The organism is Mycoplasma sp. 4013 (assembly GCF_054353875.1).
The window spans coordinates 1-15,768 of sequence record NZ_JBTHHK010000013.1 but is presented as its reverse complement, the minus strand read 5'-3'; the positions used below and the strand labels follow the sequence as shown (position 1 = coordinate 15,768).

At 28.2% G+C, this 15,768-nt stretch carries 12 protein-coding genes; 6 read left to right on the top strand and 6 right to left on the bottom strand.

Going from position 1 to position 15,768, the window contains the following annotated elements; genetic code table 4:
* The first annotated feature begins 1 nt into the window (after position 1).
* Genes pheS through glyA form a run of 4 tightly spaced genes read left to right on the top strand, consistent with a single transcriptional unit; the run spans position 2 to position 5,056 of the window.
* Positions 2-952 (top strand): phenylalanine--tRNA ligase subunit alpha, encoded by a 951-nt coding sequence (gene pheS / locus ACXYRO_RS03695; RefSeq protein WP_458614347.1) that lies wholly within the window; start codon positions 2-4, stop codon positions 950-952.
* Positions 942-1,655 carry a uracil-DNA glycosylase gene (locus tag ACXYRO_RS03690; RefSeq protein WP_458597417.1) on the top strand — a complete coding sequence of 238 codons (714 nt, stop codon included), beginning with the start codon at positions 942-944 and terminating at the stop codon, positions 1,653-1,655. The genes pheS and ACXYRO_RS03690 overlap by 11 nt, the downstream gene beginning before the upstream one ends.
* Complete coding sequence (locus tag ACXYRO_RS03685) at positions 1,627-3,780, top strand: phenylalanine--tRNA ligase subunit beta (RefSeq protein ID WP_458614346.1); 2,154 nt, start codon at positions 1,627-1,629, stop codon at positions 3,778-3,780. Before ACXYRO_RS03690 ends, ACXYRO_RS03685 begins: the two co-directional genes overlap by 29 nt.
* Positions 3,781-3,787: 7 nt before the next feature.
* The gene (glyA, locus tag ACXYRO_RS03680; protein ID WP_458614345.1) at positions 3,788-5,056 is read left to right on the top strand and encodes a serine hydroxymethyltransferase; all 1,269 of its coding nucleotides are present in this window, start codon (positions 3,788-3,790) and stop codon (positions 5,054-5,056) included.
* Positions 5,057-5,064: 8 nt separating this feature from the next.
* Here glyA and ACXYRO_RS03675 read toward each other — a convergent pair whose 3' ends face one another.
* Genes ACXYRO_RS03675 through rpmG form a run of 3 tightly spaced genes read right to left on the bottom strand, consistent with a single transcriptional unit; the run spans position 5,065 to position 7,310 of the window.
* Positions 5,065-6,075, bottom strand: coding sequence for an alpha/beta fold hydrolase (locus ACXYRO_RS03675; RefSeq protein ID WP_458597420.1), 1,011 nt, complete (start codon positions 6,073-6,075; stop codon positions 5,065-5,067).
* Positions 6,075-7,121: a M24 family metallopeptidase gene (locus tag ACXYRO_RS03670; protein WP_458614344.1), complete on the bottom strand. Its 1,047-nt coding sequence runs from the start codon at positions 7,119-7,121 to the stop codon at positions 6,075-6,077. Before ACXYRO_RS03670 ends, ACXYRO_RS03675 begins: the two co-directional genes overlap by 1 nt.
* 36 nt (positions 7,122-7,157) lie before the next feature.
* The gene (rpmG, locus tag ACXYRO_RS03665) at positions 7,158-7,310 is read right to left on the bottom strand and encodes a 50S ribosomal protein L33 (RefSeq protein WP_435128387.1); all 153 of its coding nucleotides are present in this window, start codon (positions 7,308-7,310) and stop codon (positions 7,158-7,160) included.
* Between the two features lie 197 nt (positions 7,311-7,507).
* Between rpmG and ACXYRO_RS03660 the strand changes: the two genes are divergently transcribed.
* A complete protein-coding gene (locus tag ACXYRO_RS03660; protein ID WP_458597424.1) occupies positions 7,508-9,838 on the top strand; it encodes an HsdM family class I SAM-dependent methyltransferase in 2,331 nt (776 codons plus the stop codon).
* A 38-nt stretch (positions 9,839-9,876) separates the two neighbouring features.
* Here the strand turns inward: ACXYRO_RS03660 and rlmD are convergent, their stop codons facing one another.
* The 3 genes from rlmD to ACXYRO_RS03645 all read right to left on the bottom strand — a co-directional run bounded on the left by rlmD (position 9,877) and on the right by ACXYRO_RS03645 (position 14,540).
* A complete protein-coding gene (rlmD, locus tag ACXYRO_RS03655) occupies positions 9,877-11,166 on the bottom strand; it encodes a 23S rRNA (uracil(1939)-C(5))-methyltransferase RlmD (RefSeq protein WP_458607231.1) in 1,290 nt (429 codons plus the stop codon).
* Complete coding sequence (gene rsmD, locus ACXYRO_RS03650) at positions 11,156-11,701, bottom strand: 16S rRNA (guanine(966)-N(2))-methyltransferase RsmD (protein WP_435128396.1); 546 nt, start codon at positions 11,699-11,701, stop codon at positions 11,156-11,158. Before rsmD ends, rlmD begins: the two co-directional genes overlap by 11 nt.
* 67 nt (positions 11,702-11,768) lie before the next feature.
* Positions 11,769-14,540, bottom strand: coding sequence for an exonuclease/endonuclease/phosphatase family protein (locus ACXYRO_RS03645; protein WP_458614343.1), 2,772 nt, complete (start codon positions 14,538-14,540; stop codon positions 11,769-11,771).
* A gap of 266 nt (positions 14,541-14,806) precedes the next feature.
* Here ACXYRO_RS03645 and ACXYRO_RS03640 point away from each other — a divergent pair.
* Positions 14,807-15,768 (top strand): type I restriction enzyme HsdR N-terminal domain-containing protein (locus ACXYRO_RS03640; protein WP_458614342.1); only part of this gene is annotated, 962 nt, incomplete at its 3' end.

Here is a 15,768-nt window from a genome sequence, read left to right as displayed (position 1 = left end):
AATGTTAAAACTTGAAGATATAAATACACTCGAAGATCTTAAACAAGCAAAAGCTAAAATTTATTCATCAGATGGACAAATATATCAACTACAACAAAGTCTAAAAACTGCACCAGTTGAACAAAAAAAACAAATCGGTAAACAAATTAATGATTTAAAGAAAACATATGAAGAGTTTTTTAAAAATGCTGAAGAAAGATTGGAAAAAATAGAAATAGATCGTAAAATAAACTCAGAATTTATTGATATTAGCAAACCTGTCTACAAAGCTGGTAGCTTGCATCCGATAACATTAATCGAAGAACGCATTATGACTTGGTTTATTCAGCATGGTTATTATCAGCAAGAAAGTGGTGAAATAGTTTCTGATTTATATAATTTTGAGAAACTTAATATCCCCATCGATCATCCGGCTCGAGCAATGCATGATTCACTTTATTTAAATGCTACAACATTATTAAGAACTCATAATACTGGAATTACTGCAAAAGTTCTACACGAAAATAAAAATATCGAAATTTCAACATTTGCATTAGGTAAGGTGTATCGAAATGATGAAGATGATGCTACTCATTCACATCAGTTTACTCAACTCGACTTTGTTTGTGTTGGTAACGTTAGTTTTCCAAATCTCATATGAACTTTAAAATCCTTTCTATCCTATGTTTTGGAAGAAGAAATTGATATAAGGTTGCGTCCTAGTTATTTTCCATTTACCGAGCCTAGTGTGGAGGTAGATATGTTTTATAAAAATCATTGAATAGAAGTTTTAGGTGCTGGAATGCTGCATCCGAAAGTGCTACAAATGGCAGGATTTGATGCTAAATTTAATGCTTTTGCTGCTGGTGTAGGAGTCGAAAGACTTGCAATGATTAAATATGGATTTAATGATATTAGGGATTTATATCGTAATGATTTAAGAATTTTGGAGCAATTTAGCAATGAAAGATAGTTTTTTACAAATCTTACAAAAAGAAGGTAAAAAAAGTTATTTTGATAATATTTTTCATTCTTTAAAAGAAGCAGAATTAAATAACCAAACCATCTACCCACACCAAATGGACATATTTAAGCCTTTTGAATTTTTTCAAGTTAATGAAACTAATGTTGTTATTCTAGGTCAAGATCCTTATTATAATGATGATAGCGCAGACGGATTGGCTTTTTCTAGTTGAAAAGACGAAACACCAAAGAGTTTAGCAAACATTTTTAAAGTCCTTAAACAAGATTATCCAGATATTGTCATAAAAACTAATTCACTAGTTAATTGAGCTAAGCAAGGTGTATTATTGATGAATACAGTTTTAACAGTTATAAAAGGTAAACCTAATTCACATAAATATATCGGATGACAAAAATTTACATCAGTAATCTTAGATAAAATCATCGAAGCAAATAGTAACGTAATTTTTGTCATACTAGGCAAACAAGCAAAAGAAACTGTATATAATTTATCTAACTTCGATAAAATTAAACAACAAAATATCATCGAATCCTCACATCCTTCACCGTTGTCATTTAATAAAGGATTTAATAATTCACAAATATTTTTAAAAATTAATCATCTTTTAAAAACACAAAATAAAACAGAAATTGATTGAAATTTACCACATGAGGAGGTTTTTAATGCTCGTTTCACTAAAACATCTAAATAGTTATTTACCAGATATCAAACTTACTGCAGAAGAAACTACAAACGCATTAAATGAAATAGGTTTTGAAGTTGATGATGTGAGAAAATTTGCTAATATAGAAGGTATTTTATTTGCAAAAGTTATTAATGTCTTCAAAAATCCAAATTCTGATCGTTTAGATGTTGTTGAATTAAAAACTAAAAAAGGACAAATTACAATCCAAACAACTAATCGAATCTTAAAGGTAGGTGATTTAGTTGTTTGTTTTCCTGTTGGTGCAAAAAGAGGTGAAATTATCTTTGGTGAAAAAACACTTAAAGGTTATCCATCACAAGGGATGTTAGCATCTTGATCAGAATTAGGTTATAAATGAGACTTACTGTCAAAAAAAGATGAGTTGTTAGTCTTACCAAATGATTTTGCAAGCATAAACGATGATCCAATGCAACTTTTAAGTATCGATGATTATCTAATCGAAATAGCAATCAATGCAAACCGCAATGATGCAAATTCATATTTTATTCTTGCTAAAGAACTTGCTGCATATTTTAACACTAAATTTGTTTTTGAATCAAAAGAACAAGAACCAAATTTTATAAGTGATTTTAAAGCAGCCAATGGAATGGCAAAAAATCTTAGTTTTAGTGAAATAAAAGGAAAATTAAAAACAAGTATTTACGAAAAAACTTTATTAGCAAAACACGATATTTCTTCTTTATTTGATTGAAGTGTTAACCTGACAAATTTAACATTAATAAATATCGGTGTTCCAGTACACGTTTATAATGCTGCAAAACTACAAAAAAATATTACTGCAAAATTGTATTCTGGTGAGATTGAGATATTAGGTGGTAAAAAAGTTGCTGTTGATAATGTTTTAGCTATTTCAGATGACAGCAATATTATTTCACTTGCTTCTGTTATCGGTCTAGAAACCACAAAAACTGATTTAGATACAGAAAACTATTTATTTGAAGTAGGTGTTTTTGATCCTAAATACATTCGTCACAGCACAAAAGAAATAAGGATAAGCACAACTGCATCAAGTCAAGGTTCAAGGGTTATAACTGCTTATCTCGCTTCAGTTGCGATGGAATTTATTCGTTTTTATTGCAAAAATTTACAGATTTCACAAATAATTAACCCTATTATTTATCATAAGCAAACAAGCATTATATATAATGCAGAACTTTTAAAGAAATATGCAGGTATAAATGAAATAAATGTTTTTGATAATGCTTTAAAAAAACTAACTTCGCTTGGATTTAGATTTGAAAATAATAAAATAACTACCCCTGAATATCGTTATGATATAGAAGTTTTTGAAGATATAATCGAAGAAATTTTTAGATTTTATTCATATGCAAAATTCAAACCACAACCAATCAAAACTGTTCCTGCTCATATACAAAAAATTAATAATTCTAAATCATATTTTCAGCACCAAGGATATAATGAAGTACGAACCTTTACTCTTGTTTCAAAAGAAAAAAATAAATTAAATCCTTTTTCATTTGAAAAACAAATCAATTTAATGACTTTTATTTCAAAAGAACGCGAATGCATTCGTAATTCGATTATTACATCACTTTCAGAAGTTGTAGCATACAATCAAAAGCGTAAAATGAGCAATATTAACATTTTTGAATATGGAATGATTTCAGAAAATATAATGGTTTGAGGACTTGCGAGCACAACAAAGACTTTTGAACAACTAAAGCAAGATGTTATTAATTTCTTAGGTTTTGATGTTAAATTTACTGCACTAAAGGATAATGATTATATTCATCCAAATGTTTCTGCTTATATAAAATACAATAATACGATTATCGGATGAATTGGAAAAATCCATCCCAAATATGATCAAACAAATGCTTTTTATGCAGAATTTATGGATATAAAAGCAAATAATAAGATTAAATATATCCCAGTAGATTTAAGCCCATTAAAAACTCTTGATTTAACTTTTACACTTAAAAATACCGATTATATAGGTAATATTGTTTCAAATTTAAGATGTCTTGGTCAAATTTATGACATCCAACAAATTGATAATTATCAACAAACAAATACTCGCAATGTTACATTAAGAATTAGTGCAAATGATGAAGTTATACAAAGATTAAATGAAAAATTTAATAAGTAGGTAAAAAATGTATTCAAAAATTAAACTACATGATAAAGTTGTTTCCGATGCGATCAATAACGAACTACAAAGACAAGAGGACCACATCGAATTAATTGCAAGCGAAAACTATGTTTCTGAAGATGTCTTAAAGGCACAAGGAAGTGTGTTAACAAACAAATACGGAGAAGGATATCCTAACAAACGCTATTATGGTGGATGTGAAAATGTAGATGTGATCGAACAAGCTGCTATTGATCGTTTAAAACTATTATATGGTGTTAAATATGCAAATGTGCAACCATATTCTGGTTCAGTTGCTAATGCTGCTGCTATTGCTGTATGTGTACCTTCAGGTGGGAAAATTATGGGATTATCCTTAAATAGCGGTGGGCACTTAACTCACGGATATAAAATTTCTTTTAGTGGGATTTTTTATCAATCAGTTTCATATGATTTATCCAAAGATGAATTATTAGATTATGATGCAATCGAAGAATTAGCTATTAAAGAAAAACCGGATTTGATTATTTGTGGATATTCATCATATTCAAGATTAATAGACTTTAAACGTTTTCGGCAAATTGCTGATAAAGTCGGTGCCAAGTTGCTTGCAGATATTGCGCATTTAGCAGGATTGATAGCTGGTGGAGTATTTCCATCTCCGGTTAATTATGCACATATTATTACATCTACAACTCATAAAACTTTACGAGGTGGTCGTGGGGGAATAATTATGACTAATGATGCTGAATTGGCTAAAAAAATTGATCGTTGAGTGTTTCCTGGTTATCAAGGTGGTCCATTGTTTCATGCTATTGCTGGTAAAGCAGTTGCTTTCTACGAAGCATTACAACCACAATTTAAGCAATATGCTAAAGATATCATTAATAACTCGAAGCGTTTTTGCGATGCATTCAAGCGTCGTGGAGCAGTAATTATTAGTGGAGGAACTGATAATCATTTATTTATGATTAATGTATTAAAAACCTATCAAATAAACGGTTTAGAAGCCGAAAAAGTATTACATAAAATTAATATTACAGCAAATAAGAATACTATTCCATTTGATACTCTATCACCTTTTTTAGCAAGTGGAATCCGCCTTGGTACTGCTGCTATGACTAGTCGTGGTTTTAAACAATGAGCATTATTAGCAGACATTATTGATACAGCTTTAAAAAATATACACCTTATTAATTCAGATACCAAAGCAGGACAAAGACTACTTAGTTCATTAAAAAACAAGGTTGTCAAAATTACTAGTGAGCATCCGATTAAAAAATCGTATTTATAAAATCACATCTATTTTTGGATGTGATTTTCTGTAAGATAATCATATATATTATCAGCAAATACTTTTAACTTATGATTGATACCAGGTTCATTGATTGAATGTGCCGCACCATTAATAAAAGTTAATTTAACATTATTTAGTTCTTTAGCTAATAAATATGCACCTATTGGTCTGGTATCTACATCTTGACGACCATGCACAATATATGTTCTAATATCTTTTATTTTATGTGCATTTTCAAGAATATAATTATCCGAAGGTAAAAGTGATTTATTTAAAAAGAAATGTAATTGATTGTAAAATAAATCTTTGTGTTCTTCTTGAAGAACAGGTACTTGGCGAATTTGTTTTCGGCTTAAATACCTTTCTTGTGGTTCAATTGTAACAATTGATTCTTCTCACTCGCAAAAGTTTTGAATCAATTTAATCTCTTTTTCTTTTGCGTTCTTAGATTTTAAGATTTTAGTTCAAGCATTATAGTATTTTTCCAAAACTTTTGCACCATCATATTTAGCAACTGCATTATAAAATTTCTTATATGCTTCTGGATAAAAGGTTGCCGCTCCATTAGGTTCATATAGAAAATCAATGTCTTCTTGACGTGCTAAGAAAATTCCACGCAGTAACATAGAAGCAACATTTTCTGGGTATCTAATAGCATAAAGTAATGCTAATGTAGTCCCCCAACTTCCTGCAAATAAGGTTACTTTATTTAACTTAAAATGTTTTCTAATTCGCTCAATATCTTCAATTTGATCATCTATCGTGTTTGAATCAGGAATTCATTTTGGTTTGCTAGAACCACATCCCCTTTGATCAAAAGAAATTAAATAAAACTTACTTTTATCAAAAATTCTTAAATATGGATTTGCATTAAAAGCACCTGGTCCACCATGTAAAATAATTACAGGATATCCACTAAAGCGGTTTCCACTAACACGATAATACAATTTATATCCATCTCCAACATCAAGGGAATCACTCAAAGTTAAGATATTTTTATCATTTCATTGGTTCATTATTTATTTTCATTAGGTCTAGAAAAGACATAATAACCATTTTCTGTAACTAGAACATCATCCTCAATTCTAGCACCACCTAAACCTTCGATATATATTCCAGGTTCAACTGTTATTATCATACCAGGTTCTAAAACATAATCAGAAAATTTTGAAACATTAGGAAACTCATGTACATCAATACCTAACCCATGTCCAGTAGAATGCACAAAGTATTGTCCATAACCTTTTGCTTCTATAAAATCACGACATACTTTATCAATTTGTGATGCTTTGATACCAGGACGAACTGCTTTTCTCCCTGCTGCTGCTGCTTCTTTAACGATTTCTAAGATTTCAAGTTGCTTTGGATTTGCTAGTTTTTCATCACCTAAAATAAAGGTACGTGTAATATCTGCTGTATATCCTTTGTATTGAGCTCCAAAATCTATTTTTAGTAAATTGTTATTAACAAGTTTTTTATCAGTTGGATGATGATGAGGTTCCGCAGAAGCTTCAGCAGTTGCGACAATTTCCTCAAATCCTTCTTTTTCTGCACCTTTTAACTTTAATAAATAATTCAGTTTAAAAGCAACTTCTTTTTCACTCATACCAGGTTTGATTCACTCTTTAAGTTCATTGAGTGCCTGCATAGAAATATCTACAGCTTTTTGTATTAACTCAATTTCTCCATCATCTTTTAATATTCTAAGATGTTGTGCTGAAACTCACTCAATATGATCCGGATTTACTCAAGATAAAATTTGATCTTGAACTTGTTTTACTAAATATTCTTTTTCAAGTGCTATTTTCTTAAAGTTCTTTGCTGCAAATCAATTTTTAACTGCATCACCTTTAATTAAAACAATTTCTACATTCTTTGCATTTTTTTGTGCATACTCAATATATCTTCCATCAACAAATAAGGTTGCTTTATCTTTTTCAATAGCGATGAATCCATCAGTTGTTTGAACTCCGGCATATCAAAGTCTTGTTTGTGGTGCTTCAGAAATTAAAACTTCTACACCAGTTTTAGCGAACATTTCATCTAATTTTTTACGATTCATAAAACTCCTAAATTAAAAAACGCAGTTATTGCTGCATTATTTCTTTTCTTTATGTGCTGTATGCGCATTACATTTATGACAGTGTTTTGTTAACTCTACTTTTTCAGGATGAGTTTTTTTATTTTTCTTTGAAATATAATTTTCCATTTTGCACTTTGTACATGCTAATGTATAACCTTCTCTTGGCATATAACTCCTTTATTTATTTAGTATTACTATTTTACCAAAATATTTTTTTTCTTACTTAAATTTACAAATATTTTACTAAGTATCTATTTCAAACATAGTTTGTGAATAAATTTGTTAATAATTTAAAATTATGAGATGTTTTAAAATCAATAAGAAAAAAATGGTAGAATTAAAATACAAAATATTATAGAGGTTTTATGGCACGCAGCGAGTTTAAAATTGTAGAAGCATTTACTAATATATTAGGACTAAAAAATAATACTGATGGTACCATTCCTCTTTATAAAAAAACATCTGATGCTAAATATGAAGCAACAAAACCAGATGGGTATTATTTTTATGATGGTGTAATTTTTATCTTAGATGCTAAAGCAGAAGGGGTAAAATTTGAAAAGCAAATTTATGACTATATGAAGTTTGAAAAACATAAGAATACCATCGGTTTTCAATATAACGGTATAAACTTAAATGTTTTTATTAAGAATGATAAAGGTGAAATAAAATTATTAGATAATGAATCTGAAGTAAAAAACCATAAATACTACAAAGACACCTACTTTAAAGATATCAAAGAAAATAATGAAGTTTTAATTAGTAATTATGCAATGCAACTTGCAAATTCTTTTCGTAATGCAAAAATAAACAAGCAAATGACTGTCCCGTTTATTGGTGCTGTGATGCTTTGTTATAAATTTCAAGGAGATGATAAGTTAAATCGTGAATCAACAAGCTTGCTGCTTTCTAGTATTTTGGATGCTCTAAAAGATACTCCACTTACTGAAGATATATCAAAACAAGAAAAGAAAAATAATATCTATAAATACCTTGATGATAAGACATTGAAAATGGCTAAAATTTCTGACTTAATTGAAATAGTTGATTCGATTCGTAATATTTATAACCTTATTAATATCAGTCACAAAGACTATAAAGGCCACGATATAATGAATGCTTTTTTAAAAGTTTTTCGTAAATGAAATTCAGCTAATTCAAATGAAAAAGGAGAAGTTTTTACACCCGATCACATCGCTCAAATAATGTACGAATTAATTGATGTTGATCCATTTAACGATGTTATAATGGACCCAACATGTGGGAGTGGTACCTTTTTAGTAAATGCAATGTTTAATATGTTTTCTAGCATAAATGATTTTTATTTAAAGCAAACAAATATAAATGCAAAAGAAAAAGAATATCAAATTGATAAAGCTTGCATCGAAGTAAAGGAAAAAAGAATCATTGGAATCGAATATGACGAATTTAATTCGACATTAGCAGGAATTAATATGCTATTACACGGTGATGGAAGTTCGCGAATTTATCAAGATGACTGCTTTAAAAGACTTGAAAGATTAAAATATGAGTATTCTAAGGTTTTAATGAATCCACCCTTTAGTCAAAGTGATAATGAATTAAAGTTTTTATATACAACTTTAAAATATTTAAAACCAGATGGGTTAATTGCATGTATTATACCTAAAACAAACCTAAACGGTAGAGATGCAAAAAATGTTGCATATCTCAAAAAAATATTTGAAATGTCTAAAATTACACAAATTATTTCACTTCCTAGGGATTTATTTCAACCTAATGCAGGTGTCAATACATCAGTGATAGTTTTAAAAAAATATGATTCACGAACACTCAAGAAAATAGATGCACTAAGACAAAATGCAGATGCATTATTAGCACACTGACATAATCAAGATATTTTGTTAGTAGATTTTACTAATGATGGATTTATCTATACTAATGAAAAACGATTGAAAACTAAATTATATGAAGAAAAAGTAGCAAGACTTAAAGAAGTTCTTAAGGGTAAATACACAGAATTTCAAGCTGTAATGCAAAATTTAAAATATGATGAAGAACTTGCATTTGAAAAATTTACAACAAATCGCCCTTTTGAAGTAAATAAAAACACTTTTATAAAATATATAAGAGAAAATTTATCTGCCAAAATTTTATGCGGCATCAGTAATAAATTAATTTTCTCACCTGTAGATATGCAAAAATATCAAAATATTAAATTTAAATATTTTAAAATATCTGATGTAATTGAATTTATTTCAAAAGGAATGCAAAAGAAATCAATTGATCGTAAATTAGAAAATAAATATGAGAACGGAATCCCAATAATAGTAGCAAAAAAAGACAATAACGGTATTGGTGGTTTACTTATAAAAGAAAAAGTATCTCAGACATTCAGTGATAAAATTTGCATCATTAACGGAGGAGATGGTGGTGGTGGGAAAACCTATTATTGTGATTTCGAATTTGGTGCCACTTCTTTTGTGAATATTTGTGATATTGTTCCTAAATACAAATCTGAATTTGATAATAAACCATTAGCTAAGTTTTACCTTGCTACCGTTATCAGTGAAAGACTCTTTAAATCAATCGGCCATGGTCGAACCTTACGAAGTGAAATTCCGAATGTAGAAATTAAACTACCCGTTAATTCTTATAATCAATTGGATATCGATTATATGAATGATTACATTTCATCTTTAAAAATCTTTAAGTAAAAAAAGCAAGTAGTAGTGCTTCCGCCTACTTGCTTTGTTTACTTACTAAGATAAGCGACTATTTCAAAATGTGGGGTGTTTGGAAACATATCATAACCTTTGATGTAATTAATTTTAAAACCTTGTTGTTGTAAGTTTTGTAAATCACGTATAAAACTTCTTGGTTCACATGACATATAAATAAATGAATTTATATTATTCAATCATTTGGTCAATTTTGCATCTAAACCAGCTCTGGGTGGGTCTAAAACGACAATAGTATCATTAATATCTAAATTATACAAATCTATAACTTGATAAACATCGCCATTTATATATTTAGCCGATCTAAATCCATTTACATATGCATTATCTTTTGCTGCAGCAATTGCTTCTCTTGAAATATCTACACCTAAGATTTTATGTCTTTTATAAGCAACTAATTGTGAGATAATTCCAACACCACAATATAAATCGATGAAATTTCGTTTAAAGTTTTCTGATACTTTTTTATGCATATCATTAAAAATTTTGGTAGCCATCTCAATATTTATTTGAAAAAACGAATTTATATGCACATCAAAGGATTTTTTATTTATCAAAATTGAAAAAGGTTTTTTCTCAAAAATTAATTTTAATTTTTGATTTTGATAAAAATACAATTGAATAATATTTTCAATAGATTTTAAAGTATTGATTATTTCACTATAAACATTTTGTTCATTAGAAAGATTGAATAACACTTGCGCTTCGTTTATATGATTTATTCTTAAAGTTATTTCTCGAAATGCTTCTAAAACTTTATAACGACGACTTTTTTGTGAATATTGATTCAATGCATTAATTATTTTATCTAATGTTCCATTTAAAGAAATATTATTTTGGATTTTTATATCATCAGTTACTAAAATATTATTTGAATTACTATCATATTCTCCATAATGCAAAATATTATCAATCAACTTTAATGGAACCTTAATTTTGTTACGGTAATGAGTTTCTTGGATTGCCGGTTGAAATGCATCAATTACTGATTCGTTAATATTTAAATTACGAATCAGATGTGATTTAAGATAATTCTCTTTAAAAGCAAGTTGTTGGTTATATGCTAAATTAATCAGAGGAGCACTGTTGATGCAAGAATATGATTTATCACGATGTTCAGATTTAGTGATTAATTCGACTACTTTTGCAAAAGCAAATTTAGTAGTTTCTTTATAAATTTGCACTTTTGCCTTTTCACCGACAAAAAGATCATGCACAAAAATAGGTTTAGCATGCTCGCGACATACACCTAATCCTTGATAACTTAACTCTGTACAAGTAACTGTGATGATTTTATTGAGCATAAGCAAGATATAAAATATCTACCTTTCCATATCTTTTGCTTTTATAAACTATAAAGTCATCAGGAATGACTACTTCAGAAACTTTATTTGTCTCAATTATTATTTCTCCATCAATATTTAATGTTTTTGCTTGTGAAATTAATTGCAAAGTATCATTAAGTAATTTGTAATCTAAATATGGAGCATCAAGATAGATGAAGTCAAATTTCATTGTATTGACTTGCAAAAAATTCAAAGCATCCGATGCTACAGCATTAATTGTATCTATTTTTAGACTCTGCAAATTTTCTTGTAGCACTCTAAAGACCTTTATATTTTTTTCCACTGCATATACTTTCAAAGCACCCCTACTTAATGCTTCTATCGCAATCGCACCCGAACCAGAAAAAAGATCTAAAAAACTTTTATTTTCTATTTTAAACTGCAATGAAGCAAAAACAGCCTCACGAACTTTATCTGTTGTAGGCCTTGTATCTTTTAAATCAGGCTGACTAATCTTTCTACTACGATATAAACCACTTATTATCCGTAACATTACCCCTCCAAAAATAACTACATTATAGTTATTTTATCATAATTTAAAACTTGAAAAATGTTGAATATTAATTTTTAGGTATCACTTCTCCGTATAAATTTATGCTTTCACGAAATGAAGCACTATTTTGATTTGTTTTAGTAAAATTTGTTGGCTGTAATACATTCGCATTATATATAATAGCAATTTGCTCAGTTGCTCCACCTTGAAAAAAAGCATATTTTGTGTTTTGTCACAATGTTTGTTCACGGGGTTGTAAAATTAATTTATAATTACCTCCATTTTTATTTAACTCATCTAAGATGTAGTTAACCGAATTTCCTTGTTTATCGTTTATTTCAGTTAAACCTATAACATCAAAACCAACTTTTTTAATCAAGGTGGCAATAGCATCTATTTTAAAGTCAGCAGTACTTTTGTAATCAGTAGTTTTTTTACCATAATTTTCGATATTTCAGTGTGCTATTCTTATAGTATTTGCTGGTTTTGGATAATTTGAATCAGTTGATTTTGCTGTATTTACTGTAATATTTTTTACTTTTACATCTGTAAAAACAGGTGCATGATCAGAAATTCTATATCTTATATTTCAATTAAAATTTTTGTCTTTATCATAACCTGCGTATTGATTAGTATTTTTTATATATTCTTTAAATGCTTTATAAGTGTCAACTTTAAATTTTAAATTAGCATCATCAGATGTTGTAATAGTATCATAATATGAATCTTCGCCGTTTAAATAATACATTTTATCATACGGATTTGCATAACCACTTTTTGTGTTTAAAGATGTGTATCAATCCGGGTTTTTTGGTGAATCTGAAACAAGTACTCGATGAACATCAGATGAGAAATATTTATCTACTTTAAAGTTGGATGAATCAATATTTGTATCTCCTCCAAAAATTACAAGTGATTCATTGTTGCTATCTAAGTTTTTATAATAATTCAATAACTGCGGGATAGCAACAAATTCAGAAAATTCTTGAGCTCCGTTCTTTTTAACTACCAAATTGTTAAAACGACTTTTATATAATTCTGATGTTGTTTTAACAAACGATTCGCTATATTTGCTAGAGTTTTTAAGTTTCGCTCCAGGTGAATCAAGGTGATCAAAAACAGTTATTATCGGTGGCATTTGGGTGTTATTTTTTATTTCAAACTTTACTCCAAACGGTGGTCTTACAAAAACAGTTTGATTTTTATCTAATTTAGTGCTACTAGTATTTAAGTTTCTTTGTGAGTTATCAGAATAATCATCTTTTGAATCTGTTGTTAATGTAAATGTTTGACTTTCTTCTTGATTTGTTCTTTTGTTAAAGTAAGTTACTGTAAAGGTTTTTTTATCTTTATCTAATGATGTTGCAAAATATTTTGAATCATTTTGATCACCAGCAATGTTTGTTTGATCAAAACCTTTATTAAAATTCAATATTTGGTTGCTTGATTCGTTTGATTGTCCAAAAAAACCTAAGAAATTACCTTTATACAAATAAAGTTTATGTTTATATTTTGAACCTTGTGATTTATCATATTTTTCTGCTATTTTGTTAAATTCTTTGACATTTAAAACAAACACTCCACTTGTTTGTTCTGGATTCTTATTATCTTTTTGCTTATTAGGAGTTTGTTGTTTTGAATTATCGACTGGATTATTTTCATCATCACTATCAAGGTTAATAACTTGAGTCTCTATTTTATCTGGATTATTTTTATTTTTATATGTTATGGTAATTTTTTCGGTATCTGTATCTCAATTCATCTTAAAATGAGTTGGTTTTGATGCATCTGAACCAATTATATATTTAGCATAATCATCTTTATTAAAAGTAATATAATCTCCTAAGTCTTCGTTGTGCTTATCAAAGCTAAAACTACCATCTGAATATACTAAATCCGGAAGTTGTTTATTATCAGAAGTTAAATCATCTAACATATTCATAAATTCATCAGCATTATCAGAATAAACTTTAAAAGGCTCGCTGATAGTTTGTAATTGCTCTGATTTATTAATTTGCTCTTGTTTCAACGAATCAGGTGTATCAACTTGTTGACCATTTTCAATATTAAAACTTGATCAATAAATATCATTTGAAATAATTGGTTCTTGTTTAGGTATATATTGTGCAATTTTATAAGAAAATGCAATAACATTACCTTTTATCACATAATATATTTGTCCATTGATAAATGTTTTAGTTCCATTATTTGTTGTTGGTTCATTTGCATTTGCAGGCTGATATTCTGAATCGGTTTTTAAACTAAAAACATCAAAAATTGAATCACTGCCTAGTTCTTTCACTTTCAAATATTTTGTTTCAACTGGTTGTTTAACTAATTTTCTTGTTTCGTAGTTATAAAAAAGTTTTTCATTCTTTGAAATTAATTCTTTAAGATTATCAACTGAGACGAGTTTAAAAAGATTGTTTGCATTATCTTTTGCCCATTTATCAATAGGTTTTGTATCTTCTTGTTTTTGTTGATTATTATTCTCTCCAAATTGATCTGTTTTTTCAGGTGACTTCTCCTTTTTTTTATCTTCTGATAGTTTACCATCTTCTGGATTGTTAGTAGGTTTAGTTGGATTAGATTGCTGTGGTGTATTTTTAATCGGATTAGTTTCACTTGGATTTGTTGAAGTAGGGGGTTTTGATTGCTCTTTTGGATTTATAACAGGTGATGTACTACCTTTATTAGGATTTTTATCTTTATTAGGTGTGGATTTATCAAATCCATCACTTTTTTGAGTGCTATTTTCACCATTGCAAGCGACAGCAACTACAACCGATGTAGAAGCTAAAATAACAGCAGAAAATCATCATTTTTTATACTTTGACATTACAACTCCTTTATCATAATAATTATAAATTTTTATAACTAAAACTTTAACAAATCACATCACTTTTTGCAAAAATTGTATTTTTGATAACATAGTTTTCATTTATATGGAATAAAATTCCCATTTATAAGATTTTTAATGACAAATCACTGCTTTTTTGTTTTATCTATTACATTTATAAAACAAAAATTGCAAAAATTTCAATAAAGTAACTAATAAATTTATAAATACAATTTATTATAGTAATATTTAAATATAGGAGAAAAATGTCTAAATTAATATGTCCAATCCGAGGTCAATTAAATATCAATGAAAAAGCAAAAGATGGTAAAACATCAACTGAAGAAAAATTAAGAATTGATTTAATAAACATATTGCTTTCAAAAAATTATAACAAAGATGCTATATACTTAGAAGAAAAAATGCAAGTAGGTAGCAAAGGTTCACATCCAAAACTAATTGATTTAGCGATTAAGGATGGTGATTCATATTTATTAGTAGCAGAAGTTAAAAGAGATGATATCAGTGAAAAAGAAATAAAAGAAGCAATCTTATATCAGTTGCAAACTGCAATAGATCTAAAGAAAGCCAAATACGGTATTTTTTATAATGGTAGTCATCAAAAACTTTTTTATAAAGGCAATGAATACAATTTATCAATGCTACCTAATTATGGCGAAGAGTTTAAAACTGCTTTATTTAAATTTGATGAATTAGTCCCAATACAAAATGCAAAAGTGTTATTTGATAAGTTAGATTTGATTATTCATTCACTTGGTTATGGAAAAAATGAACGATATAAAGGTCTTTTTCAGGTGATATTAGCGAAATATTATGATGAACAATTTCATAAACATGATTTAAAATTTACTGCATTAACTACAAATATTGCAGTATTTGAAAAATTATGAGCAGATGCATATGATTATTATCAAAGAAATTTTGTGCAAGGACAGCAAGTACAAAAAGAACTTATTTTTAAATATGATGACTTGCAAAAAGTAATAAAACTTTTACAACCATATTCATTTATTAAAAGTAAATCCAGCGTACCACAAGATTTCTTTATGAAGTTTAGTTCAAAAATTTTAGATAAAATTAATATGGCACAATATTATACACCTGTTGCTATAATTGATTTTATAGTTAATATTTTAGATATTAAACCCTATCAAGCTGTCATTGATCCAGCTGGTGGTAGTGCAGATTTTTTAACTGGGGTTATCCA